General features: G+C 59.9%; 23 protein-coding genes. 13 read left to right on the forward strand and 10 right to left on the reverse strand.

Annotated features, from left to right (window positions below):
* Window positions 1–139: 139 nt before the first annotated feature.
* The gene (locus BT125_RS19555) at window positions 140–700 is read right to left on the reverse strand and encodes an antibiotic biosynthesis monooxygenase (RefSeq protein ID WP_072409416.1); all 561 of its coding nucleotides are present in this window, start codon (window positions 698–700) and stop codon (window positions 140–142) included.
* 219 nt (window positions 701–919) lie between these two features.
* Between BT125_RS19555 and BT125_RS19560 the strand changes: the two genes are divergently transcribed.
* The gene (locus tag BT125_RS19560; RefSeq protein ID WP_072409417.1) at window positions 920–1,876 is read left to right on the forward strand and encodes a MerR family transcriptional regulator; all 957 of its coding nucleotides are present in this window, start codon (window positions 920–922) and stop codon (window positions 1,874–1,876) included.
* On the opposite strand, the gene BT125_RS19565 is transcribed toward BT125_RS19560, so the two are convergent.
* Window positions 1,873–2,478, reverse strand: coding sequence for a hypothetical protein (locus tag BT125_RS19565; RefSeq protein WP_072409419.1), 606 nt, complete (start codon window positions 2,476–2,478; stop codon window positions 1,873–1,875). The genes BT125_RS19560 and BT125_RS19565 overlap by 4 nt on opposite strands.
* 54 nt (window positions 2,479–2,532) lie before the next feature.
* Complete coding sequence (locus tag BT125_RS19570) at window positions 2,533–3,006, reverse strand: PAS domain-containing protein (RefSeq protein ID WP_072409421.1); 474 nt, start codon at window positions 3,004–3,006, stop codon at window positions 2,533–2,535.
* A 155-nt stretch (window positions 3,007–3,161) separates the two neighbouring features.
* Between BT125_RS19570 and BT125_RS19575 the strand changes: the two genes are divergently transcribed.
* From BT125_RS19575 to BT125_RS19590, 4 genes are all read left to right on the forward strand, one after another.
* On the forward strand, window positions 3,162–3,617 hold the full coding sequence (locus tag BT125_RS19575; protein ID WP_072409423.1) for a flavodoxin: 456 nt from the start codon (window positions 3,162–3,164) through the stop codon (window positions 3,615–3,617).
* A 141-nt stretch (window positions 3,618–3,758) separates the two neighbouring features.
* Window positions 3,759–4,541 carry a class II aldolase/adducin family protein gene (locus BT125_RS19580; protein WP_072409425.1) on the forward strand — a complete coding sequence of 261 codons (783 nt, stop codon included), beginning with the start codon at window positions 3,759–3,761 and terminating at the stop codon, window positions 4,539–4,541.
* Entirely contained in the window at window positions 4,541–5,443 is a 903-nt protein-coding gene (locus BT125_RS19585; protein ID WP_072409427.1) for an alpha/beta fold hydrolase, read from the forward strand. The genes BT125_RS19580 and BT125_RS19585 overlap by 1 nt, the downstream gene beginning before the upstream one ends.
* Window positions 5,444–5,791: 348 nt before the next feature.
* Window positions 5,792–6,703 (forward strand): SDR family oxidoreductase, encoded by a 912-nt coding sequence (locus BT125_RS19590; protein ID WP_072409429.1) that lies wholly within the window; start codon window positions 5,792–5,794, stop codon window positions 6,701–6,703.
* Window positions 6,704–6,745: 42 nt separating this feature from the next.
* Here BT125_RS19590 and BT125_RS28350 read toward each other — a convergent pair whose 3' ends face one another.
* The 4 genes from BT125_RS28350 to BT125_RS19615 form a co-directional block, all read right to left on the reverse strand.
* Window positions 6,746–7,084: a peptidoglycan-binding domain-containing protein gene (locus BT125_RS28350; RefSeq protein WP_256573800.1), complete on the reverse strand. Its 339-nt coding sequence runs from the start codon at window positions 7,082–7,084 to the stop codon at window positions 6,746–6,748.
* 515 nt (window positions 7,085–7,599) lie between these two features.
* Complete coding sequence (locus BT125_RS19600; RefSeq protein WP_072409433.1) at window positions 7,600–7,857, reverse strand: immunity protein; 258 nt, start codon at window positions 7,855–7,857, stop codon at window positions 7,600–7,602.
* 455 nt (window positions 7,858–8,312) lie between these two features.
* On the reverse strand, window positions 8,313–9,119 hold the full coding sequence (locus tag BT125_RS19610) for an S-type pyocin domain-containing protein (RefSeq protein ID WP_139271764.1): 807 nt from the start codon (window positions 9,117–9,119) through the stop codon (window positions 8,313–8,315).
* Window positions 9,077–9,814, reverse strand: a complete 738-nt coding sequence (locus tag BT125_RS19615; RefSeq protein ID WP_139271765.1) for a hypothetical protein — start codon at window positions 9,812–9,814, stop codon at window positions 9,077–9,079. Before BT125_RS19615 ends, BT125_RS19610 begins: the two co-directional genes overlap by 43 nt.
* A gap of 632 nt (window positions 9,815–10,446) precedes the next feature.
* Between BT125_RS19615 and BT125_RS19620 the strand changes: the two genes are divergently transcribed.
* The 4 genes from BT125_RS19620 to BT125_RS19635 all read left to right on the forward strand — a co-directional run bounded on the left by BT125_RS19620 (window position 10,447) and on the right by BT125_RS19635 (window position 17,284).
* Window positions 10,447–12,240 (forward strand): DUF1302 domain-containing protein, encoded by a 1,794-nt coding sequence (locus BT125_RS19620; protein WP_072409439.1) that lies wholly within the window; start codon window positions 10,447–10,449, stop codon window positions 12,238–12,240.
* 22 nt (window positions 12,241–12,262) lie between these two features.
* Window positions 12,263–13,630 (forward strand): DUF1329 domain-containing protein, encoded by a 1,368-nt coding sequence (locus BT125_RS19625; RefSeq protein WP_072409441.1) that lies wholly within the window; start codon window positions 12,263–12,265, stop codon window positions 13,628–13,630.
* A gap of 203 nt (window positions 13,631–13,833) precedes the next feature.
* A complete protein-coding gene (locus tag BT125_RS19630; protein ID WP_072409442.1) occupies window positions 13,834–16,383 on the forward strand; it encodes a helix-turn-helix transcriptional regulator in 2,550 nt (849 codons plus the stop codon).
* A 199-nt stretch (window positions 16,384–16,582) separates the two neighbouring features.
* Window positions 16,583–17,284: a hypothetical protein gene (locus BT125_RS19635; RefSeq protein ID WP_072409443.1), complete on the forward strand. Its 702-nt coding sequence runs from the start codon at window positions 16,583–16,585 to the stop codon at window positions 17,282–17,284.
* Here BT125_RS19635 and BT125_RS19640 read toward each other — a convergent pair.
* Complete coding sequence (locus BT125_RS19640) at window positions 17,249–18,070, reverse strand: IclR family transcriptional regulator (protein ID WP_072409445.1); 822 nt, start codon at window positions 18,068–18,070, stop codon at window positions 17,249–17,251. The two genes, BT125_RS19635 and BT125_RS19640, sit on opposite strands and share 36 nt — an antisense overlap.
* 152 nt (window positions 18,071–18,222) lie before the next feature.
* Between BT125_RS19640 and hmgA the strand changes: the two genes are divergently transcribed.
* The 3 genes from hmgA to maiA are packed head-to-tail and all read left to right on the forward strand — an operon-like array spanning window position 18,223 to window position 21,483.
* Entirely contained in the window at window positions 18,223–19,527 is a 1,305-nt protein-coding gene (gene hmgA, locus BT125_RS19645; protein ID WP_072409447.1) for a homogentisate 1,2-dioxygenase, read from the forward strand.
* 2 nt (window positions 19,528–19,529) lie between these two features.
* Window positions 19,530–20,834: a fumarylacetoacetase gene (fahA, locus tag BT125_RS19650; protein ID WP_072409449.1), complete on the forward strand. Its 1,305-nt coding sequence runs from the start codon at window positions 19,530–19,532 to the stop codon at window positions 20,832–20,834.
* A 10-nt stretch (window positions 20,835–20,844) separates the two neighbouring features.
* Window positions 20,845–21,483, forward strand: coding sequence for a maleylacetoacetate isomerase (gene maiA, locus BT125_RS19655; protein ID WP_072409451.1), 639 nt, complete (start codon window positions 20,845–20,847; stop codon window positions 21,481–21,483).
* A gap of 141 nt (window positions 21,484–21,624) precedes the next feature.
* On the opposite strand, the gene BT125_RS19660 is transcribed toward maiA, so the two are convergent.
* Window positions 21,625–22,428 carry a SirB1 family protein gene (locus BT125_RS19660; protein WP_072409453.1) on the reverse strand — a complete coding sequence of 268 codons (804 nt, stop codon included), beginning with the start codon at window positions 22,426–22,428 and terminating at the stop codon, window positions 21,625–21,627.
* Between the two features lie 186 nt (window positions 22,429–22,614).
* Here BT125_RS19660 and BT125_RS19665 point away from each other — a divergent pair, with 186 nt between their 5' ends.
* Entirely contained in the window at window positions 22,615–23,634 is a 1,020-nt protein-coding gene (locus tag BT125_RS19665) for a Glu/Leu/Phe/Val dehydrogenase family protein (RefSeq protein WP_060740711.1), read from the forward strand.
* Window positions 23,635–23,784: 150 nt separating this feature from the next.
* Here the strand turns inward: BT125_RS19665 and glyA are convergent, their stop codons facing one another.
* Complete coding sequence (gene glyA, locus BT125_RS19670) at window positions 23,785–25,023, reverse strand: serine hydroxymethyltransferase (protein WP_072409455.1); 1,239 nt, start codon at window positions 25,021–25,023, stop codon at window positions 23,785–23,787.
* Window positions 25,024–25,027: the final 4 nt, after the last annotated feature.

Consider the following 25,027-nt stretch of genomic DNA (forward strand, 5'->3'; position numbering starts at 1 on the left):
AATCCGGTCGCGACCGGTTGCCCCCTGTGGGAGCGAGCTTGCTCGCGATGACGGCCTGACCTTCAATATCCTCATTGACTGTCACACCGCTATCGCGAGCAAGCTCGCTCCCACAGGGGGGCTGTCGAGGCAGGTGGCATCAATGATTGCGCGTAGCCGGCACCGCCCGCTGCGGCGCGCCGTTGAGCCAGTTCGCCAGCAGATGGGTCGACATCGGGATAAACAGGTAGACCATTAGCGGTGTCAGGATGGCGGTGCTGATGAGCACGCGGCTCAACAGGCCCAGTTCGCCCAGCAGTGGTCCCAACAGGAAATTGAACAACAGCGACACGGGAAAGAACGCCAGCCAGATGGCCACGGCCTGTTTCCAGCGTGGCGGCCGCTGGCCGACCGATCCGAACCAGCCATCGATGCCACGCACCCGATGTTCGGAAGGATGGGCAAACAGATCGCTGCCGCGCCCCAGCCAGGCCGTGCGCGAGGCGGAGTGTTCCCAGGCGTGCAGTGTTTGCTCGTCGGCAAAACGGAAAATGATTTGGAATTCATCGTCCTGGGGCGGCGGCGCGAGCACGCCGGACCCTAGGTAACCAGGGAAATCGGTGGCCAATTGTTCGCCTTCGCGCAACCAGGCAATCAGATCCTGGTAGCGTCCATTGGCGACGCGGCGGGCTACCATCAAAGTGACGGGTGAGGTCGACATTATGTATCTCCGTAAGACAGGCGCAATGCTCCGGGTAGGAGGTTTGCGAAGGACGCCCCCGGGGTGGTGGGTTGCGTCTGGTCGCCAAAAAACAGGCAAGGATTATTCCCGATGGCGCTTAAAACAACAAAACCGCACATCTGAATACGTTGTCCTTGTCATGACGTGCCTTGGAGGAGAAGATAGGATCCAATTTTCCAGCCGGAATTGTCTGCCAAAATGAGCGTAATCACAGAGGATAGCTTTGTTTTCCAGGCAACAGCCTTGAAAAGGGAAGATCTGTTCCCCATTCGTGAAGTCGCGCGCATGACCGGCGTGAATCCCGTGACCCTACGCGCATGGGAGCGGCGCTACGGTTTGATCCAGCCTACCCGCACCGAAAGCGGGCATCGCCTGTACTCGTTGAGCGATATCGAAAAGGTTCGCAGTATCCTGGCGTGGCTCGAGCGCGGCGTGGCAGTCAGCAAAGTGGGCAAGATCCTGGCCAAGACCGAGGCGGTGCAACCGGTCTCCACGCTGCTTTCATCCGACCTGGCCAAGGCTGATCATGTTCGGTGGCAGCAACAGGTTGCGGACGCGGTTGGCAACTTTGACGATGTGGAACTGGATCGCGTCTACGGGCAAGTCTTTTCCACCTACACCGTGCCGGTCGTATTCCAGGACATCCTGATGCCGCTTTGGCGACAAATGCTGTATCGCCAGCCAGAGTTCGGGCAAATCAGTGAATGGGTGTTTTTCGACGGCTTCCTGCGTTCGCGCATCATCCAGCGGCTTTTGTTCAAGCGCGAAGGTCAGTCGCCACGGGTCTTGGTCTGCGCTTTGGCCGGCCAGTGCCGTGAGCTGGAGCTGCTGGTCACGGCGCTGTTCCTGTCCAGCGCGGAAGTGGGCGTCAGGGCGCTGTCGATCGGCCTGCCATTCAACGAACTGACCGTGGTGTGCCAGAAGGTCCAGCCGCTGGCCTTGGTGCTGGTTTCCAATCATGCGCCGGTCCCGGACTTGCCCAAGCGCTTGGGCAAATTGGCGATGAGCCTGGATTGTCCGTTGATGCTGGCCGGTGAAGCATCCGACCTGGTGCAGGAAAGCTTGGCTGGCTCGTCGATCGGTTGCCTGGGTAATGAAGGAACAGTGATGCGCCAGCGCCTGCGTCAATTTCTGGCAGGCAACCTCGACACCTAGAGATGCATGGAGGGGTGGGTCAAGCGATGTTGCTGCAGAATGTACTGGCGCAGGCGCTCAGTCTCGTCCTGGTCATTCTGGTTCAGGTGATAGGCCAGCAAACCTCGATCGGTTTCCCGTTCGAAGCCGCCACGCAACGAAATCCTTTCGTAGCCTGAGGGGCTGAACCACAAGGCAAACTGCTTAGGTGGCTTGGTCCGGCTGCGGTTTTCCAGCAATACACCCTTGCAGGACACTTCGTGGACCCAGAGCGGTCCCGGCTGGCCCTTGATATTTTCCAGCGCCACCGGTTCGTCGAGCGTCAGGCGCCACGGGCGTATCTTCGGGCCGTCTTCGTAGATGCTCGGCACACCCAGGCGCAGGTGCATCGCATGGAATTCGTCTTCCACCAAGTGCAATGGAAACGTCATTTGCTGGTTTTCGAAATTGGCTTGCAGGGTGACCTGCTCATTCGCCGCCAGACGCGTCAACAAGTCACGGATCTGCGATCCACCGTTGACCAGCAAGCTCGACGTGACATCCCGCTCGTTCAACTGCGGGTTATGTTGCATGGTCCGGATGAAATCCAGTTCATCCTGCGTCAGAAGGGCATCGCGCTGCATGGTCGGCTCGAAATGATAATTTACATTTTCACTGGTGATTGTAGTGACTGACCATTAATTCGTGTTTTTGTTTGCGCCGTTCGTCGCTTCAAGCCGGGCAATCGTTGCCCGGGCTTCGGCCAGTTCCTTTTCCAGCTGGGCAACGCGTTGTTGAGCCCTGACCTGGGACGTGACGTCTTTTTGCACCCCGACGAAATAGGTATGCCCGTCAGCCTGGTTTTTTACCGTGGACAATGACAGCTCATTCCAGAACGGCGTGCCGTCCTTGCGGTAGTTGCGCAGCACCTCTCGACAGGCACCGCCCTCTCGCAAGGCCTTGCGAATCGCCTCCAGGGACGGTTGATCCCGATCACCTGACTGCAGGAACCGGCAATCCTGATAAAGGATTTCGTCGCGGTGATAGCCGGTCAGGCGTTCGAAGGCCGGGTTTACGTATATCAGGATATTGTCTTCGCCTTCTTTTTCGGCGATGACAATCCCGTCGTTGGAAGCATTGATGACCAATTGCATCAGTTGAGCGTTGATCATTGGCAAGAACCCTTTTGAACATCCGTGTTGAATCAGCATTTTAAAAGAAATCGAAAGGCTGTCCACTGGCCATTACTGCCGTTGAGAGCCATTCGCAGCCTTGTGGGTGCAACTGTTACTATCCCGGCTCTTTTTTAAGGATCAGGATCAGATTGATGAAAGTCGCCATTCTTTCCGGCTCAGTGTATGGCACCGCCGAAGAAGTCGCCCGGCACGCCGCCAAACTGCTTCGCGACGCGGGCTTTGACGCCTGGCACGACCCTCGTGCGACCCTGGCGGATGTCCAGGCATTCGCGCCAGAAGCCTTGCTGGCGGTGACTTCTACGACCGGCATGGGCGAGCTGCCAGACAGTCTGATGCCGTTGTATTCGACCATCCGCGACCAATTGCCAGGGTTCTTTCGCGGCTTGCCCGGCGCGGTGATTGGCCTGGGCGACGCCAGCTACGGGGATACCTTCTGTGCCGGCGGCGAGCAGATGTGCGAATTGTTCGCCGAACTGGGCGTTCGCGAGCTGCTGCCGATGCTGCGTCTGGATGCCAGCGAAAGCGTCACACCGGAAACTGACGCCGAGCCGTGGCTGGCGGAGTTGATCGACACGTTGCGGCCTTGAAGCGGAGGCACTGACTCGTTTGGCCAGTAAGCTGGCTGCCAATGCAACTACCGCCTCTGAAAGACCTGACTAGACTGAATTTTCTTGCGTACGACGTTTTGATGACAAGACTCCTATAACAAGAAATCAGAGGTCAGAGCCGTGAGCGTAGCGCCCGTCCAAACGACACTCAGTATCAAGGAACAGGTCAGTGCGGCCGAATGGCAAACCCGGGTGGACCTTGCCGCCTGTTATCGGCTTGTCGCGCTGCATGGCTGGGATGACCTGATCTTCACCCATATTTCCGCGAAGGTCCCCGGCACCGAGGATTTTTTGATCAACCCGTTCGGGTTGATGTTCCATGAAGTCACCGCTTCGAGCCTGGTCAAGGTTGACCAGGCCGGCAACAAGTTGATGGACAGCCCCTACGAGATCAATCCGGCCGGCTACACCATCCACAGCGCGGTGCATGAGGTGCGCCATGATGTGGCTTGTGTGTTGCACACCCACACCGCCGCCGGTGTTGCGGTATCGGCGCAGAAGCAAGGCGTGTTGCCGATCAGCCAACAAGCACTGTTCGTGCTGTCGAGCCTGGCCTATCACGCTTACGAAGGGGTGGCCTTGAATCACGAAGAAAAGGCGCGCCTGCAGGCTGACCTTGGCGAAAACAATTTCCTGGTGCTGCACAACCATGGCTTGCTGACATGCGGCGGCACCATCGCCGATACCTTCCTGATGATGTTCACCTTCCAACGAGCCTGCGACATCCAGGTCCTGGCCCAGAACGGCGGGGCCGAATTGATTGCCATCGAACCGCAGATTCTGGCCGGCGCCCGGGCGATGATCGCCGGAGTGACCAAAAGCGCCCAAGGCATGGGCGGTGCATTGGCTTGGCCGGCGTTACTGCGCAAGCTCGATCAACAAGACACCGGGTATAGAAGCTGATGCCCCTGGCTCAGATTCCCCTGCGTATCTGGCGCCAGCGCAGCCAGACTTTCCTGTTCCGTGGCCACGCCATCCGTTATTGGGTGGCGGGCCAGGGCGAGCCGCTGCTGTTGATCCATGGCTTTCCCACCGCCAGTTGGGACTGGCATTACCTGTGGCAACCCTTGGCGCAACGCTACCGGGTGATCGCGTGCGACATGCTCGGTTTCGGCGATTCCGCCAAACCGATGGATCACGTCTACAGCCTGCTGGAGCAAGCCGATCTGCAGCAGGCTTTGCTGGCGCACCTGAATGTGAAGGGCGCGGTGCATGTGCTGGCCCACGATTACGGTGACAGCGTGGCCCAGGAATTGCTCGCTCGGCATTACGAAGCACGCATCCACCTTGACAGTTGTGTCTTTCTCAATGGCGGCCTGTTCCCCGAAACCCACCACCCGGTATGGGCCCAGAAACTCTTGTTGAGCCCTCTGGGCTGGCTGCTGGGGCGGATGTTCTCCCGGGAAAGCCTGGCCGGCAGCTTTCGGCAGATCTTCGGCCCCAGGACCGGCCCTACCGAAAGCGAGCTGGATGACTTCTGGAGCCTGGTGGAGGCCCATCACGGTCCGCGGATCATGCACAAACTCATTGGCTATATTCCCGAACGCCGTGTGCAGCGTGATCGCTGGGTGCTGGCGATGCAGCGCGGCGAAGTGCCGTTGCGGGTGATCGACGGCGCGGTCGATCCGATTTCCGGTGAACACATGGTGGCGCGCTACGAGGCCCTGATCCCGAACCCGGACACGGTGTTGCTGCCCGACATCGGTCATTACCCGCACACCGAGGCACCGGTGCAGGTGCTCAAGCATTACCTGGCGTTTCGCGAAGCCATCGCCGCGCCGCGCAGACAAATGGCCTGTACCTGACGACTTGGCATTGAGGAGCGAACCTGTGTGGGAGCGGGCTTGCTCGCGAAGGCGCCAGCACAGCCAACATCCATTCTGACTGGAAGACCGCTTTCGCGAGCAAGCCCGCTCCCACAGTTTTCGGGCGTTTACAAGATTGCGTTCCACTGCAAATCCCTGTGGGAGCGAGCTTGCTCGCGATAGCGGTCCTCCTGCCAGCAGGAAAGTCGAATACGCCGCCATGGCTCGGGCCTGCATCATCCCCCCGCCTTATCGGCCACCATTCACTGGCAACCGTGTTGATTGTGACCGGCCGACGAGTGCCGGACACTCATGGTCATTGTCCTGTCCGCCTGCTGGAGTTCTGCCATGAGTGAGTCTGTTCGCTTCGAAGATAAAGTCGTGATCGTCACGGGAGCCGGCGGTGGCCTGGGACGTGCCCATGCGTTGCTGTTCGCCAGACAAGGCGCGAAAGTGCTGGTCAACGATCTTGGCGGCTCGGCGCAAGGGGAAGGGGCCAACGCCTCGGCAGCGGATCGGGTGGTCGCCGAAATCCGCGAGGCGGGCGGCATTGCCGAGGCCAACCACGACTCGGTGACCGATGGCGACAAGCTGGTACAAAACGCGCTCGATGCGTTCGGTCGCGTCGATGTGGTGGTCAACAATGCCGGGATCCTGCGGGACAAGACATTTCACAAAATGGATGACGCCGATTGGGACCTGGTCTACCGCGTCCACGTCGAGGGTGCCTACAAGGTGACCCGGGCCGCATGGCCGCACCTGCGTGAGCAAAACTACGGGCGGGTGATCTTCACTGCATCCACCTCGGGCATCTACGGCAACTTCGGCCAATCCAACTACGGCATGGCCAAGCTCGGCCTTTATGGCTTGACGAGAACTCTGGCCATCGAAGGCCGCAAGAACAACATCCTGGTCAATGCCATCGCCCCCACCGGCGGCACCCGCATGACCGAAGGCCTGATCCCGCCGCAGGTGTTCGAACAACTCAAGCCCGAACTCGTCAGCCCACTGGTGGTGTACCTGGCCAGTGAGGCCTGCCAGGAAACCTCCGGCTTGTTCGAGGTGGGTGGCGGCTGGATGGGCAAGGTGCGCTGGGAGCGCAGCCTGGGTGCGGGCTTCGACCCGCGCAAAGGGTTTTCGCCCGAAGACGTCGCCGCCCATTGGCAGCAGATCTGCGACTTCGAGGGTGCGGTACACCCGAACGACAACCTTGAAGCGTTGAAGGAAATGATGGCGAATCTGCAACACCACGCCATTTAACGGTTATAGCCCGCGCCTGTTGCTGTCAGCGCAGTAACCGGTTCAGGGAAAATACTTCTTCACCAGGGCCGCCAGGTTCGCGGCGGTCTCGACGTCTATCACACCGTCATACTTGGCCGGGCGAAAGTGCAGCTGAAATGCTCTTACCTGGCGCTGGAAACCTGCACCCGTCGTGGCCGCCGAAGTGTCATAGCCGTATCGTTTGAATAGCCCGACCAATTGTTCGCGAAGAGGAATTCCATTGGCTCGATACGCCTGCATGAATTCTTCTTGAGTGGTGTCATCGAACCATGCACCAATGCCCTTGAGATACAACGCGTGCCAGGGGAACATCGGACCCGGATCGCTCTTGCGCCCGGCGGCGATATCCGAATGCGCCACACATTGACTGGGCTGATGTCCGGGTATCGCTTGAGAATATCCACCGTCAGAAATTCGATCGCCTCGATTTGCTGAGCGTTGTAGGTTATAGCCTTTTTGAACGATAGCTTGTGTTGTTTATTTGCGTTGTCGATAACTCACTGGGAAATAAATCGGAGCGAAATGCTGCGATTGCTTTCAGCGTAACAGTGGGTTTTTCGTGCGCGTAGTTGGATTCTGGCTTTGTTGTAGGACCGGGCGTTTTGATGGATGGAATTAAGCTCATTGGCTGAGCGTCAAGATGCGTAGGCCGATGTCAAATAGCCGCCGAAAACTGTGCAGCGACCATACAAAATTTCACAAGATTTAGGATAAAGATTTTTTGATGAGCAGCGGCCTGATATCTCTTTCAGGGTTTTTTGGTGGTCTTCTTCGAGAAGCAAGCGCATATAAAAGGCCGCGAAAAAAAACAGCGGCCTAGGGGAACCACTGCAAAAAAATCGCAGCGGCGAATGATATATGAGGTATTCGTCGGATCAGGTATGTCTTTTTTCTTTCATGAAATCCGGTGCTTTCCAGTTCGGACCTTTGATGGCGACGGGCCCCTCACCATTTGCGAGTACCCCCTCCTCAAATAACCTTGTATAGGTCCTTAGTAGCTCTCCATTTGCTACAGCCTCAAATCGATAGCGAGCGATCATTCTGTCGAGTGACGGATATGCTAAGCCGATACCGAAAGCAGAGACGATGTCTGTGATCGATTCGTTTTTTACGAATTGCTCGATAGTGTTCATCAGAATTCTCCTTTCAACAGTCGCTTGTATATTTCTTCCGTTTGCTTTTCAGCCGCCTCGAGCGCTTCCAAGGAATATAGCAATGATTCGCTACTGCCAAGTTTATAGTCCTCTAACGTCGCAGTATGGGCATTGTTCCATTCGGCCGATCCGTTGCTCGGAATGAAGTCATCTGTGAGGCCTTGTGCCCTAAATCTCTCCAGCTCTCTTGTCTCGTGAGTGTAAAAGCGTTGTCGACATCGGCTATAGCAATTTCGCTTCTCAAAATTCTCTCAAGCCTCTCGATCATCACGTCATTGGCATCAGACTGATCGAGCCGAGCGATGTGCAATTTTACTGCGTCAATTCCCTCCTTAGTGATCGTCGCGCTTCTCCAATCCAAGTCCAGAATAGGCCCGCCAGCCTGCTCCGGGTTAAAGTCGCGCCCACTGTGCTCGCCTTTGATCGTTGCTCCTTCATAGGGGACTACTGAAAACGGTATAGAACGGCTGGATACCCGACTCAATTGGGAATACCGTAATGAATCCACCAAAACTGTAATTATCCAATTCCGGATGTGTATCCATTCGCCCGTCAACAGCCACTGGAGTCGCACCACTGTAGGCAGTAAGGTTTGGTGCGTTCACCGGTAGGTAAGTGGACGCATTACCTGGTCTTGCAATGGGGGTCCAGGTCATCCCGATCGACTCGGTATCCGGGCTGCGGGACCAGTAGAAGTCACCATGTGGATCAAGCGTGGCTAGCCGGACCGGCACTTTGGAAGGTATCGAGGTTCCAGTACTGCCAGCGACGACAAACTCCCGCTTATTGACCGCAGTTCTGGAGCCGATAACGACAGGCAATTTGACTTCACCCTGTGTCGCTGCGATAGCGTACAAATCATCACTGTTGTCAGGTAGGAGTTCCGCCAGTGGGACGCTTAGGGCGTAAAGATCTCCGTTGCCTAATTGTGATGGATAAAGCAGCGCGGCAAACCCTCCGATAACAGGTGTTGCCACGGCAGAGACAGCTTCGATGACGGCCGGAATTGCCGTACGTAGCATCGTGTTGTTTGCCAGGGCGGTTGTCGGACTTATGGCGAGCTCGCCCTTCGAAAAGCTGAATGATGGAGCAGCGGCGACGGTAGGGGTTGATACGGGAAATGTACGAGCGGCGAAGGCTTTTTCACGCGCCTTTTCAGCTTCTGCCAGTTGTCGGGCTTCTGTCGCCGCGACAGCTGCTATCTTTGCTCGTTCTTCCGCTTCACGTAGGGCTTGAGCCACCTTTGTGCTTTTTCAGCAGCCAAACGCTGCGCTTCTTTTTGCACCTGCTCTTGGGCCTGCACCGCAGCGAGCCATTTGAGTACTTCGACTTGCTGCTGATTCAGCATATTGATGGCCTGGGACAGCAGCCTTGCCTCGTACGCTGCCTTGAGCGATGCAGTCCAGGCTTGTATCGCAATACCGTTCGGGGGGACTAGTCTCTCTAGGGTCAGTGCTTTCGGATAGAACGCCTGTAATGGCTTACTAATTGGATCGACGCCGTAGAAACTATTGGCAAGCGCTGTTTTTTGATGAAATTGGGCGGTTTTTCGCGCCAGCAGTGTGTTGCGTACGCCCAATTCGCGAGCGATTGCCGCTGCGGGGGAAAGAGAGCGTGTCGATCCCTCAAGCCTAATCGCCGTCAGATCGTTCTCGATCGTTTGCGGCAGCCTGCTGAGCTGGGTTTGGTACGTACTTTCTGCAGTTTTGGTGGTGCTCTTCAACCTAAGCAAAACCATTCCAATCGCAGGCTCAAACCCAGCATGGCTATAGTCAGAAAAGCTCTGCGAATTTGAACCGTCACCACCGGTGTCTATATGAGTCCTGCCTGTCGAGCGATCCGGTATGCCGCCATGTCCATGATTGGGAGATGGAGAAGAGGAAGGTGGCGTGCGAGGTATACCTCTATCCACAAGGATATTTTTCTCTTGCTGCATATCGAGTTCCTTTCGAATCGAGTCTGAATAGCCAAACCGTCATTCAATACACGCGGTCATTCATGGCTATTTGTGTAATCCCCCATCTTGGGCGACAAAGGAAACTATAAGTTCGATCTCTAAAGGCAGGCAGGTGAGCCTTTCCGACAACAACGTAGGAAACAAGAAGTTTTAACTAGGAAATAACCGCACATAAAAAAGGCCGCTGCAAAAAGCAGCGGCCTAAGCGTGACGTTGCAAAGGAGCTACAAACCAACGTCGATGAACACGGGATGATGGACCGATGCGCCAATCCATCCGAATGACGGTGCGCCGGGCGGGAAGGATGCCGTGGCGACTTGCGCGTGCAGGCCCGTTGCCCTGCAAGCCCGGCCAGCATAGGGATCGAGGCCGACGGGAAACAGCCTGGATCTGGACATGCACCGTTGCAGGGCGCGTAACAGTCGCAGGCCGGGCAGGAATATGCGTGGCGCTGATGGATCATCATCCAGTCCGTCCATGGGGCGCGCAAACGCCCGTCCCGCGAGGGCTGTAATCCTTTTGAGGTACAGCGCGAATACCTCCTTGGTGCGCTTATCGCCCATGGCGTGCGGCAGTAGGGTGAAGCCTCTGTCACTCACCGGGGAAGACGCATGACAACAATAACAATGCGCGCCATCTTCAAGCCGCAGGCGCTGGCCGTCGCGGTGGCCTTGGGTTGCTCTGCCCAGGCGCAGGCCGTTTCATTCAACATTGGCGAGATCGAGGGGCAGTTCGATTCGTCGCTGTCCGTGGGCGCGAGCTGGGGCATGCGCGATGCCGACAAAGACCTGGTCGGCACGGTCAACGGCGGGCGGGGCCAATCCTCCACCGGTGATGACGGACGGCTGAATTTCAAGAAAGGCGAAACCTTTTCCAAAATCTTCAAAGGCCTGCACGACCTCGAGCTCAAGTACGGCGATACCGGTGTGTTCGTGCGCGGCAAGTACTGGTATGACTTCGAGCTCAAGGATGAGGGCCGCGAGTTCAAGGACATCAGTGACAGCAATCGCAAGGAAGGCGCCAAGTCCTCAGGGGCACAGATCCTCGATGCCTTCGTCTATCACAACTATTCCATCGCCGATTTGCCAGGCACCGTGCGCGCCGGCAAGCAGGTGGTCAGTTGGGGGGAAAGCACCTTCATCGGCAACTCCATCAACAGCATCAACCCGGTGGACGTGTCCGCGTTCCGTCGCCCCGGTGCGGAGATCAAGGAAGGCCTGATCCCGGTGAACATGCTGTTTGCCTCCCAAGGCCTGACCGACAAGCTCACCATCGAAGGTTTCTACCAGTTGGAGTGGGACCAGACCGTGGTGGATAACTGCGGCACGTTCTTTGGCAACGACGTGGTGGCTGACGGTTGCACCAGTGGCTACACCGTGGGCAGTCCGGCGATTGCGCCGTTCGTGCCCTTGACCCAGGCATTCGGCCAGGAGATCCAGGTGTCCAGCGAAGGGGTGATCATTCCCCGTGGCGGCGACCGTGACGCCCGCGACTCCGGCCAGTGGGGCACGGCGTTGCGCTGGCTCGGCGATGACACCGAGTACGGCCTGTATTTCATGAACTACCACAGCCGTACGCCTACCGTCGGAACCACCACGGCGGGGCTTTCGACGCTGGCGGCGTTGCCGGGAATGGTCGCGATCGCCAACGGCCTGGCCCCTGGCAGCGGTGCGGGTCTGGCGCAAAGCGTGATGCTGGGCCGTGGTGGGTACTACCTTGAATACCCGGAAGACATCCGCCTGTACGGCGCCAGTTTCTCCACGACGTTGCCCACCGGCACCGCCTGGACCGGGGAAATCAGCTACCGTCCCAACGCGCCGGTGCAGGTCAATACCAACGACCTGACCCTGGCCCTGGTCAACCCGATTGCCGGTGGCGCGGCATCGCCTATCGCGACCGCACCGGGTGCCGACAACACCGGTTACCGGCGTAAGGAAGTGACCCAGGTCCAGAGCACCCTGACGCACTTCTTCGATCAGGTGCTGGGGGCCGATCGCCTGACGCTGGTCGGCGAAGCGGCGGTGGTGCATGTCGGTGGCCTGGAGTCCAAGGACAAGCTGCGTTATGGCCGTGATTCGGTCTATGGCCAATATGGCTTCCAGGGCGACACCGATGGTTTCGTCACCTCGACGTCCTGGGGCTATCGCGCCCGGGCGATCCTCGATTACTCCAACGTGATCGGCGGGGTGAACTTCAAGCCCAACGTGTCCTGGTCCCACGATGTGGCCGGCTATGGCCCCAACGGTCTGTTCAACGAAGGCGCCAAGGCCATCAGCGTTGGTGTCGATGCCGATTACCGCAACACCTACACCGCCAGCTTGAGCTACACCGACTTTTTTGGCGGCGATTACAACGTTCTCGAAGACCGCGATTTCCTCGCGCTGAGCTTCGGCGTGAACTTCTGATCTGGCTGACAAGGAAAACCCAATGCGCAAGATGATCCTGCAATGCGGTGCCCTGGCCTTGAGCCTGCTGGCGGCGAACGTGATGGCGGCGGTTTCGCCGGAGGAAGCGAACAAACTGGGCACCAGTCTCACCCCCATTGGTGCGGAAAAGGCTGGTAACGCCGATGGCTCGATCCCGGCCTGGACCGGCGGCATTGCGAAAAACGCTGGAGCGGTGGACAGCAAGGGTTTCCTGGCGGATCCGTTCGCCAATGAAAAACCATTGTTCACCATCACCGCCGCGACGGTGGACAAGTACAAGGACAAGTTGTCCGAAGGGCAGGTGGCGATGTTCAAGCGCTACCCGGAGACCTACAAGATCCCGGTCTATCCGACCCATCGCAGCGTTTCCCTGCCGCCGGAAATCTACGAGTCGGCCAAGCGCAGTGCGCTCAACGTGGCGTCCATCAACGACGGTAACGGCTTGTCCAACTTCACCGGCAACCGCTACTACGCCTTCCCGATCCCCAAGAACGGCGTGGAAGTCATATGGAACCACATAACCCGTTATCACGGTGGCAACCTGCGACGCATCATTACCCAGGCCACGCCGCAGACCAATGGCAGCTTCACGCCGATTCGCTTCGAAGAAGAAATCGCCGTGCCGTTCCTGATCAAGGATGCCGACCCGGAAAAGGCCAGTAACGTGCTGACCTATTTCAAGCAGGAGGTCACCGCCCCGGCACGCCTGGCCGGTAATGTGCTGTTGGTGCACGAAACCCTGGACCAAGTGAAGGAGCCACGCCTGGCCTGGATCTACAACGCCGGCCAGCGCCGTGTGCGTCGTGCCCCGCAAGTAGCCTACGATGGCCCGGGCACCGCCGCCGACGGGTTGCGCACCTCCGACAACTTCGACCTGTTTTCCGGTGCGCCGGACCGCTACGACTGGAAGCTGATCGGCAAGAAGGAAATGTACATCCCGTACAACAGCTACAAGCTCGATTCGCCCAGCCTCAAGTACGACGACGTGATCAAGGCCGGCCACATCAACCAGGACCTGACCCGCTATGAGCTGCACCGGGTCTGGGAAGTGGTCGGGACGGTCAAGCCCAGCGAGCGGCACATCTACGCCAAACGCCACATGTACTTCGACGAGGACAGCTGGCAGGCCGCCCTGGTGGACCACTACGACGGTCGCGGTCAACTGTGGCGGGTGGCCGAAGGTCATGCCCAGTTCTACTACGACCATCAGAACCCGGCCTACACCCTGGAGGCGCTCTACGACATCATCGCCGGCCGCTACATCGCGCTGGGGATGAAGAACGAGGAGAAACACAGCTACGAATACGGCTTCGAAGCCCGGGCAGCCGACTATACGCCGGCGGCGCTGCGCTCGACCGGGGTTCGCTAAGCACTGAGGGCTGGAAAGATGACTGTGGCGAGGGGATAAATCCCCTCGCCACAAACTGTGTCTGACTTGAAATGATCATGAACGACCGGCAGCGCTTCTGCCGGTCGTTTTTTTATGGGCGCCAATCAGCGCGCTGAATACTTCTCCAAAGGTCGGCGACACAGGGCTAGGGTGGTCAGATAACAATAAACAGGATCACCCCCATGACCGCCATGACTCCGTGTCCGGACCGTCCAGGATTGCTGCCTCGCCTGTCCTCGACGCATCTGCCGCGGCGGTCCTTGAGCGAGCCGCCGCTGGCTTCCGAGGCGCGGGTAAAACTGCTCTGCGCGCCGGCGGGCAGCGGCAAGAGTGCGTTGTTCGCCGAGTGCTTCCTGCAAGCGCCCAGTGACTGTCGGTTGCATTGGTTGCCCTTGGGGGGCGCGGCGTTGAGCGTCGCGCAAATGTGCGAGCACCTGGCGCAGACCCTCGGGCTGCCGGTGCTGGATGAAGCGGGTTTGTTGGCCCACCTGGCGCGTTTGCAAACACCCACCTGGTTATTCCTGGACGACTATTGCCGGGTGCCGAACCCCGAGCTGGATCAACTGCTCGACCGTTTATTGAACACCAGTAGCCCGGCATTGCACCTGTGGTTGAATGGCCGCCGCCGCCCCCACTGCAATTGGCCGCGACTGTTGCTCGATGACGAACTGCACGAGTTTGACCCACAGGCATTGTTCTTCACCCCTGATGATATCCAGCCACTGCTTCGTCATCTGCCCGGGCCCCAGGCTGCCCGCACGGCTCGCGAGGTGATTCAGCGCAATGGTGGCTGGTGTGCCGGGGTGCGCATCACCCTGCTTGAGCGCTGCGAATGGGCGCGCAGTCATGCGACACCAGGGAGGCCGGGGACCTTGCTCGACTACCTGGAGTACGAACTGTTCAGTACGCTGACCCCGGAGCTGGCACAGGCCTGGCGCGTGCTGGCGCATCTGCCGCGGTTCAATGCCCGGCTGTGCGAGCACTTGTTCGGCGACACGGTGGGCGCCCAATGCCTGCCGTTGTTGCTGGAGCTGGGGTGTTTTATCGAGCCGTGGGAGCAGACTTCGGACTGGTTGCAAATCTTCCCGGCCCTGGCCCGGTTGGTGCGTGAAGAGCCCTGGTCCCAGGGGCGCTCCTGGCATCGCCGGGCCTGCCAGTGGTTTGCCGCCGAGCAGGACTGGCAAATGGCGTTCGAGCAAGCCATGTTGGCCGAGGAGTTCGAGACCGCCGTCAGTTTCTTGCAGCATTTGAATTTCGAGCACGTCTTGCAGCGCCGTAACGTGGTGCTGTTGCTGAGCTTGCACGATCAACAAGGCGAAGCGCTGACCCTTGATACGCCGCAGTCGGTGGGGCTGGTCACCGCTGCGCTGTTGTTCGCCGGACGCTTCGATGAGGCGTCGACGTGCATCGAGCAACTGGCCAGGTTCCTGCCGCAACCTTCGGCCTGTCGGCAGCGACAGGTGTTGGCAAGGTGGCTGGTCCTGCGCGGCTGGTTGCTGCACCTCAATGGCGATGGCGAACCGGCGCGTGAACATTTCCTCCAGGCCCAGGCCAGCCTGGAGCCCGAGGCCTGGTCCCAACGGGTGCTGTGCCTGGGTGGGCTGACGCAGCAGGCGTTGCTTGCTGGCGAACTGGCCTCGGCGCAATGGATCAACCGCCAGGCGTTATGCTTGGCGCGTGCGCAGGGTTCGCTGGTCTTTGAAGGATTACTGGAACTGGACCACGCCCAAGTCCTGGAGCAACGCGGCGCGCCGCATCGGGCCGATCATTTGCTGGCCGCCGTCCAGACACTGCTGGATAAACCGGGCCAGGACTTTTCCGCGTTGTTGGGACGGATTGCCTTGCGGCGCGGGCGCCTGGCGCTGCGCATGGGGTTTGAGGAACGGGCCGCCGAGCACTTTCAAACGGGTTTGGAAACGGGCCTGCACAGCCAGGACAAACAGGTGCTCTATGGCTTTCTCGGCAAGGCCTGCCTGGCTGCCAACCAGGGCGACTACGGCGAGGCCTTCATGCATCTGCGCGATGCCGAGCGGATCATGCAGCAGCGGCACATCCCCGACACCGTTTACCGTGGTGTGTTGTTGCAAACCAGCTGCCAGTTCTGGTTGCAACAGGGACGGGCGGAACTGGCCCATGAAGCCTTGACCCGCGTCTTGCGGCATTTTCGCGGACCCCAGGCCAAGCACGCGCCTCCCGCGACCCTGGAGTTGATTGCGCGACTTGAATACCTGCTGGTGTTGGCCGAGGTCTACTTGCAGCGGGCACAGGCGCCACAGGCGCGCCTGCAGGCCATGATCGCCCAGGCGCAGCACGGTGAAATGCACAGCCTGGAAACCGAACTGCACCTGGTGCTGACGGAGGTCGTCTGGTTGTCCGGCGATCGTGCCCAGGCCCGCTCACTGCTGCAAGAGGGGCTCAAGCGAGTGACGTGCTGGCGGGCCCCGCAGGCGTTGTGCGAACTGCGCTTGCGCCAGCCCGAGCTGTTGCGCTGGGGGCAATCGGCAGAACCGGCCGAGTCGCCCGTCACCGCCGAGGAGACTTTGCTCAGTCATCGCGAGTTGGAGGTCCTGAAACTGATTGCCCAAGGGCATTCAAACCAACAGATTGCCGAACAGTTGTTCATCTCATTGCACACGGTGAAAACCCATGCGCGTCGAATCCACAGCAAGTTGGGGGTGCAACGACGTACCCAGGCGGTAGCAAAAGCCAAGGGCATGGGGGTGATGGGTTAGAGGCAATGAATCGAAACTTCACGCACGCTTACACTTGCTTTTTTTACAGTCGGGCGTTGGCCTGTGTATAACGGCCTGGCTGAAGTTCAAGTCTTAAGTTGCCGCTTCAGTTGAGCGGATGCCGTGTTGTTGCATCAGGCGCACACCCCATAACGGCTCGAACAGGAAGTTCGAGCCCATGAAATGACAAGGATGTCTTATGAATACCCCGTTGTTTTCTTCGCCCTCCGAAAGGCTTCTAGCACTGAAAAACACGCGCGTGGATTTTGCCGTCCAGGTGTTATTGGATCATTACCTGGAGCCATTGGACGTCAATCCATTCACGGCCTATGTGAATACATTGATGGACTTCCCCAAGCTCGAAACAGCAACTTCTCGAACGTTATTCGAGGAAACGCTGGCCTGGGTTGAAAAGCAAAGCCTGCCAACGTATACGCAAGGAATCAGCAATGTGTTCAACAGGCGTTATTCTTTTGCTGCCGAAGATCGGATAAAGACGCTGGACTTGATCGCATTTGAAAAAATCGTCACAGACATCGTGGCCAGTTTGACGGAAAAACCTGCAATCGATTTATCCCCGCGTCCCCTCAGGCCATTGACCGCCGAGGATGTGCATGGTGCTTTGAAAGTTCATGCGCCCAACATCTATCCGGAGGGCGTATACGTGACCAGTTTTATTGACCATGGCCTCGGCAGGCGCATGGTGTCGTCTTCCGAGAGGCTGGTTGAGTATCTACTGGGCCATTTCAATAATGATTTGATTCCCTTCCATTCGAAGGGCAGCCACCAAGGCATTTATACCGTCGGCTTCAGCGGAGAAGAGCGCCACCTCCATCCGCAACTGATCACCCCACATCTCAATGATCTAGTGATCAGGATTGTCCCGGATTTCCTGGACTGATCCTGGACCCGCCTCATACCCCATCCGCCAACTCACGGCCCGGGTCGCCGCCAACAGTCGTTGCGCCGCCGGGCCGTTTTCGTCGGCGTGGAACAGCGAGGTCGGGCCGACCACGGTCATCACTGCCTTGACCTCGCCGACCGCATTGAAGACCGGGGCGGACAAGGCGTCCACGCCCGGCATCAGCAAGCCATGCACATGGTGCAGGCCACGGCTGCGAATCTGCTCGCACAGGGTGGTATAGGCGCGATCATCGGCCAGGGCATGGTGCTCGGTGCCTTGTACTTCCTGCTCGCGCAGGCCAATCGTCTCGCGCGCTGGCAGATAAGCGCTGAACACCAGTCCCGTGGACGAGCTGAGCAGCGGCAACACCGAGCCCAGTTGCGTCACCACGGTCACGGCCCGCACGGCGGGCTCGATGCGCACCACGGTCGCGCCATGGTTGCCCCACACCGCCAGGAAGCAGGTTTCGTTCAACTCATCGCGCAACTCGGCCAGGGGGAGGGCGGCCACTTGCAGCACGTCCATGCCGTTCAACGCGGCCAGGCCCACGCGCAGGGCTTCGCGGCCCAGGCCATAGTGGTTGGTGGCGGCGTTCTGCTCGGCGAACCCGCTGGCGATCAAGGCCTGCAAGTAGCGATGGACCTTGCTCGCCGGCATCTGCACGTGCTCGGCCAGGCGCGACAGTGATGTGGAGGGGGAGAGTTCGGCCAGGGCCTTGAGAATGTCGGTACCGACTTCGGCCGAGCGGACTTTCTGTTTACCGTTGCTGAGCGGGGTTTCCATGGAGGCGCAGGGTCCAGAGGCGAATGGGCGTCTTTATAGCTTGACGGTCGTCGTCGAGCAAATTACGTTATGCGTAATTGAATTACGATAAAAATAACCCGGTGCGCCTCAACCACTCCGTTGAGTGACAGGCCGCACTCCCAGGAGGCTCCATGAACCTCGATTCCACAACGTCGGACCTGGCTTACCAGTCAGGCTTGGGCAACGAATTTGCCAGCGAAGCCTTGCCCGGCGCCTTGCCCATCGGCCAGAACTCCCCGCAGAAAGCCCCGTACGGTCTCTACGCCGAGTTGTTCTCTGGCACGGCGTTCACCATGGCCCGCAGCGAAGCGCGGCGGACCTGGATGTATCGGATCCGGCCGTCGGCCAATCACCCGGCCTTCACCAAGCTCGAACGGCAATTAGCGGGTGGCCCGCTGGGTGAGGTCACGCCCAATCGCCTGCGCTGGAACCCGCTGGACATTCCCGCCGAGCCCACCGATTTCATCGACGGGCTGGTGTGCATGGCGGCCAATGCCGGCGCGGACAAACCGGCCGGCGTCAGCCTTTATCACTACCGGGCCAACCGCTCCATGGAGCGGGTGTTTTTCAATGCCGACGGTGAGTGGTTGATCGTGCCGCAACTGGGACGGCTGCGGATCGCCACCGAACTGGGCGTGCTGGAACTGGCGCCGCTGGAAATCGCCGTGCTGCCCCGGGGCCTGAAATTCCGCGTTGAACTGCTCGACCCGCAGGCCCGTGGTTACCTCGCCGAAAACCATGGCGCGCCGCTGCGCCTGCCGGACCTGGGGCCCATCGGCAGCAACGGCCTGGCGAACCCGCGGGACTTTCTGGCGCCGGTCGCCCATTACGAGAACCTCGCGCAACCGACCACCCTGGTTCAGAAGTTCCTCGGTGAGTTGTGGGGTTGCGAGCTGGATCATTCGCCTCTTGACGTGGTGGCCTGGCATGGCAACAACGTGCCGTACAAATATGACCTGCGCCGCTTCAACACGATTGGCACGGTCAGCTTCGATCACCCGGATCCGTCGATTTTCACTGTGCTGACCTCGCCCACCAGCGTCCACGGCTTGGCCAATCTCGACTTCGTGATTTTCCCGCCCCGCTGGATGGTGGCGGAAAACACCTTCCGTCCGCCGTGGTTCCACCGCAACCTGATGAACGAATTCATGGGCCTGATCCAGGGCGCCTACGATGCCAAGGCCGAAGGTTTCCTGCCGGGCGGTACATCCCTGCACAGTTGCATGAGCGCCCATGGCCCGGATGGTGAGACCTGTACCAAGGCGATCAACGCTGATCTTCAGCCGGCGAAAATCGACAACACCATGGCCTTCATGTTCGAGACCAGCCAGGTCTTGCGCCCAAGCCGTTTCGCCCTGGACTGCCCGCAACTGCAAACCGACTACGATGCTTGTTGGGCCTCGCTGCCTGTCACGTTCGACCCGACCCGGAGATAACCATGACTCAAAGTTCCCCTGCCCGTAGCTGGGTCGCCAGTGCCAACGGCCACGCCGACTTCCCGTTGCAGAACCTGCCATTGGGGGTCTTCAGCGTCGATGGTGGTGCCTTGCGCAGCGGCGTGGCGATTGGCGAGCGGATTTTCGATCTGCAGGCGGCGCTGCACGCGGGCTTGTTTGATGGCGCGGCGCAACATGCCGTCGAAGCCATGGCCGGCGGCCAGTTGAACGGGTTTTTCGACCTGGGCCGCAGCGCCCGGGTTGCCCTGCGTGAGCGATTGCTGGAACTGTTGCGCGAAGACAGTCCGTTGCGCGGCCAAGTTGAAGCCCAGGAGGCGAAGCTGCTGCTCCTCGCTGCCGACTGCCAGATGCACCTGCCGGCCAGGATCAACGACTACACCGATTTCTACGTGGGTATCGAACACGCGCAAAATGTCGGCAAGCTGTTTCGCCCCGATAATCCATTGCTGCCCAACTACAAATACGTGCCCATCGGTTACCACGGTCGCGCTTCGACCATTCGCCCGTCCGGCACCGACGTGCGCCGTCCCAAGGGCCAGACCCTGCCGGCCGGCCACACCGAACCGACCTTCGGCCCGTGCGCGCGGCTGGACTATGAGCTGGAGCTGGGCATCTGGATCGGTAAGGGCAATGCGCTGGGCGAACCGATCGCCATTGGCGATGCCGCCGAGCACATTGGCGGGTTCTGCCTGCTCAACGATTGGTCGGCCCGGGATATCCAGGCCTGGGAATACCAACCCCTGGGGCCGTTTCTGTCGAAGAGTTTCCTGACCAGCATTTCGCCGTGGGTGGTGACGGCTGAAGCCCTGGAGCCGTTCCGCCGCCCGCAACCGGCCCGTCCGCAAGGCGATCCGCAGCCGCTGCCGTATCTGCTGGACACGCGTGACCAGGCCGGCGGGGCTTTCGACATCGAGCTGGAAGTCCTGTTGCTGACCGAGGCCATGGTCGAGCAGAACCTGCCGGCCCAGCGCCTGACTTTGAGCAACACCCAGTACATGTACTGGACCGTGGCGCAGATGGTCGCGCACCACAGCGTCAACGGCTGCCAGTTGCAGGCCGGCGACCTGTTTGGCTCGGGCACCTTGTCGGGGCCTGAAAATCATCAGTTCGGCAGCCTGCTGGAAATCACCGAAGGCGGCAAGAAGCCGATCGAACTGGCGTCTGGCGAAGTGCGCCGATTCCTTGAGGACGGTGACGAAATCATCTTGCGGGCCCGTTGCCGCCGCGAGGGTTTCGCCTCCATCGGTTTCGGCGAGTGCCGGGGCAAGATCCTGCCGGCGCGTTGAGGGGGAGTGCATGGAACTCTATACCTATTACCGCTCCACCTCGTCCTATCGGGTGCGCATTGCGTTGGCACTCAAGGGCCTGGATTACCAGGCCTTGCCCGTCAACTTGATCGCTGCGCCCGGGGGCGAGCATCGCCAGCCGGCCTACCTGGCGATCAACCCCCAGGGCAGGGTGCCGGCACTGCGTACCGATGAGGGCGCATTGCTGGTGCAATCGCCGGCCATCATCGAGTACCTGGAGGAGCGTTACCCCCAGGTGCCGCTGCTCAGCGCCGACCTGGCGGTGCGCGCCCACGAGCGGGGTGTCGCCGCATTGATCGGTTGCGACATTCATCCCCTGCACAACGTCAGCGTGCTCAACCAGCTGCGGCAGTGGGGCCACGACGAAGCGCAGGTGACGCAGTGGATCGGGCATTGGATCAGCCAGGGCCTGGCTGCGGTGGAGCAGTTGATTGGCGATGAGGGGTATTGCTTCGGTACCGCGCCGGGGTTGGCGGATGTGTTCTTGATCCCGCAGTTGTACGCCGCCGAGCGGTTCAATGTGTCTTTGCAAGCGTATCCACGGATTCGTCGGGTCGCGGCGTTGGCGGCCGGGCATCCCGCGTTCCAGCAGGCGCATCCGGCGAAGCAGCCGGATACTCCGGCTTGATATTGATGCAGGCCGTTGCATCGCCATCGCGAGCAAGCTCGCTCCCACATTTGATTTGCGTACACTGGGATCTACTGTGGGAGCGAGCTTGCTCGCGATAGCGATTCAAAAAGTAACCTGAATCTGCATGCCTGCCACCGCTCAATGCACCACCGAATTCGGCGGCAAATGCCCTAGCCGCTCCGTCAGCCGGATTCGCTGGATCGGATCGTCGCTGAGCATCAGGGCATGCTCCAGGTCGAAACGTTCGGCGTTGGGGCAATCGAGTCGCTGATACAGGCTGGCGCGGGCCAGGTAATCGGCGGCGCTGGCGTTGCCCAGTTCCAGCACCCGTTCGGCGTCGATCAGGGCCGCGATGTAATCGTCGTTCGCCAGATGCAGTTGGCGCAGATTGCGCGACAGGCGCTGCAGCATCTGCATCGGCTCGGCGTTGACCAGGTGCTCCGCCTTGAGCAGCATGTTCGCGCCATATTGGCGTTGTAGCAGTTCTCGGCAGTCATTGGGGTACAACCGGCGCCCACCGCACGGGTCGAGCAGGTGATCGGCACCGGGCACTTTCAACAGGAAATGCCCGGGGAAATTGACACCGACCATCGGAATTTCCAGCCCTCGGGCCAGTTCCAGAGCAATCAGCCCGAGGGCCAGGGGTTGCCCGCGCTTGCGTGTCAGGACTTGGTTCAGCAACGCCGCGCGTGGTCGCAGGGGGGTGAAGTCGTCTTGGGCGAAACCCAGGTCATTGAGCCGTCGCAACAGGGGCTGGCCCAGTTCGCTGACAGGCAGCATCGGCAGGTCATGGCTGACCCGCTGTTGCAGCTCCTTGAAATCCTTCAGCAAGGCCGGGACGTCGACGTCGCGATCATGTTCGGCAGCGATCCACAACGCCGCTTCGAACAGCGCCGGTGGTGAGCGGTGCAGACAGTCAAAAAAGGCTTGGCGCGGTTTCATCGAACTCTCCGGGCTATGCTCCCGTTTTAGCCCTGCCGTGGATTTTCGTCCAGTCTTGAGCCGCCACTGTCACGGGTTATGCCGAAAACGACTGACACCCTGGTGGCTTATTCCGGCGTGCTCCAGCAATTTTCGACTGCACGCCTATACTGGCGAAACAAACAAAAGTGATTCGGGAGCCTTACAATGTTTGCTCTCATGCAAAGCTCCCGCCTTGAATCGCTGCACCTAAGCGTAGACCCGACGACCGGGTTGAAGGCGGTGATTGCTATCCATTGCAGCCGTCCCGGGCCTGCCCTGGGGGGCTGTCGTTATCTTGCCTACCCCGACGACGAAAGTGCCGTGGCAGACGCCGTGCGCCTGGCTCAAGGCATGAGCTACAAGGCGGCGCTGGCCGGTTTGCCCGTGGGCGGCGGGGTCGCGGTGATCATGCGTCCAGCCCATGTCGAGAGTCGGGCGGCGCTGTTCGAAGCCTTTGGTCGTTGTATCGAGCAATTGGACGGGCGCTACATCACGGCCATCGACAGCGGCACGTCGGTGGCCGACATGGATTGCATCGCCCAGCAGACCCGCCATGTCACCAGCACCACGGCTTCTGGAGACCCCGCGCCCCACGCGGCAATGGGCGTCTTTGCCGGGATCCGTGCCACCGCCATGGCCCGTTTGGGCAGCGATAACCTCGAAAGCCTGCGGGTGGCGATCCAGGGCCTGGGCAATGTCGGTTATGCCCTGGCCGAACAGTTGCACGCGGCGGGCGCCGAACTGCTGGTCAGCGATATCGATCCTGGCAAGGTGCAACTGGCCATGGAGCAACTGGGCGCCCATCCGATCGCCAACGACGCGCTGCTCAGCACCCCCTGCGACATCCTCGCCCCCTGCGGCCTGGGCGGAGTGCTCAACAGCCACAGCGTGGCGCAACTGCGCTGCTCGGCCGTTGCCGGCTCGGCCCATAATCAGTTGAGCAGCCTGCAGGTGGCCGACCAGTTGGAAAGGCGCGGGATTCTTTATGCGCCGGACTATGTGATCAACTCCGGCGGGCTGATCTATGTCGCGCTGAAGCATCGCGGCGAAGAACTGTCGACGATCACCGCGCATTTGTCGAAGATCGGTGCCCGGCTCACGGAAGTCTTCGCCCATGCCCAGGCAGAGAAGCGCTCACCGGCGCGGGTGGCCGATGAGTTGGCGGAGCGTCTGCTGTACCGCTGAAAATCCAATTGTGGGAGCGAGCTTGCTCGCGATTGCGGCCGTGCATTCAACGTCTTTATCGACTGTCACACCGCTATCGCGAGCAAGCTCGCTCCCACAGTTTTGCTTGCCTTTATTTCTTGCGTTAGGCGTCCTGCCCTTATCCAGCCATTACCTCAGCAGATACACCGGAAAGCATTCACACAAATGCATCACTCGACGTCGGATGTTATCCAGGCGTGCCGCGTTGTCCGGTTGTTCCAGCAGGTCGGCGATCAGATTCGCCACTTCGGCACATTCCGCTTCGCCAAAACCTCGTGTGGTCAGCGCTGGGGTGCCGATGCGAATGCCACTGGTGATCGCCGGTTTTTGCGGATCATTGGGGATCGCGTTTTTGTTCAGGGTGATGTGGGCGCTTTCAAGCAACGCCTCGGCGTCTTTGCCAGTGATGTTCATCGAGCGCAGATCGAGCAGGAACATGTGGCAGTCGGTACCGCCGGACACCACCCGCAAACCGCGCCGAGTCAGCACGTTGGCCATGACCCGGGCGTTGTCGATCACCCGCCGCTGGTAATGCTTGAACCCGTCGCCCAAGGCTTCGTTGAAGGCCACGGCCTTGGCGGCGATGACGTGCATCAGCGGGCCGCCCTGATACACCGGGAAAATCGTCTTGTCGAGCAGGGCGGCGTATTGCTCCTTGGCCAGGATCAAGCCGCCGCGTGGGCCGCGCAGGGTTTTGTGGGTGGTGGAGGTGATGAAGTCGGCGATGCCCACCGGCGAGGGGTACACGCCGGCAGCGATCAACCCGGCGTAGTGCGCCATGTCCACCATCAGGTAGGCGCCGACTTCATCGCAGATCTTGCGAAAGCGCTGAAAGTCGAGGGTCCGCGAATAGGCCGAGGCCCCGGCGATGATCATCTTCGGCCGGTGTTCCCGGGCCAGGGCTTCCATTTCTTCGTAGTCGAGGGTTTCGGTTTCCGTGTCCAGGCCATAGGAAAAGGCCCGGTAGAGCTTGCCGGAAAAATTGACCGAGGCGCCGTGGGTCAGGTGGCCGCCGTGGGCCAGGGACATGCCCAGAATCGTGTCGCCGGGTTCCAGTACCGCCAGGAAAACCGCCTGGTTGGCCTGGGAGCCGGAGTGCGGCTGCACGTTGACGTATTCGCAGTTGAACAACTTGCGCGCGCGTTCGATGGCCAGGTTCTCGATTTCATCGACGACCTTGCAGCCGCCGTAGTAACGCTTGCCCGGATAGCCTTCGGCGTACTTGTTGGTGAGCACGGAGCCCTGGGCCTGGAGCACTTCTTCGCTGACGTAGTTTTCCGAAGCGATCAGCTCCAGGTGGGTTTCCTGGCGATTGCGCTCGCGGTCGATCAGGCGGGCAATGGCGGGGTCGAAATTTTGCAGGCTCATGGTG

The organism is Pseudomonas sp. NFACC04-2 (assembly GCF_900119265.1).
Classification (GTDB): Bacteria; Pseudomonadota; Gammaproteobacteria; order Pseudomonadales; family Pseudomonadaceae; genus Aquipseudomonas; species Aquipseudomonas fluorescens_AA.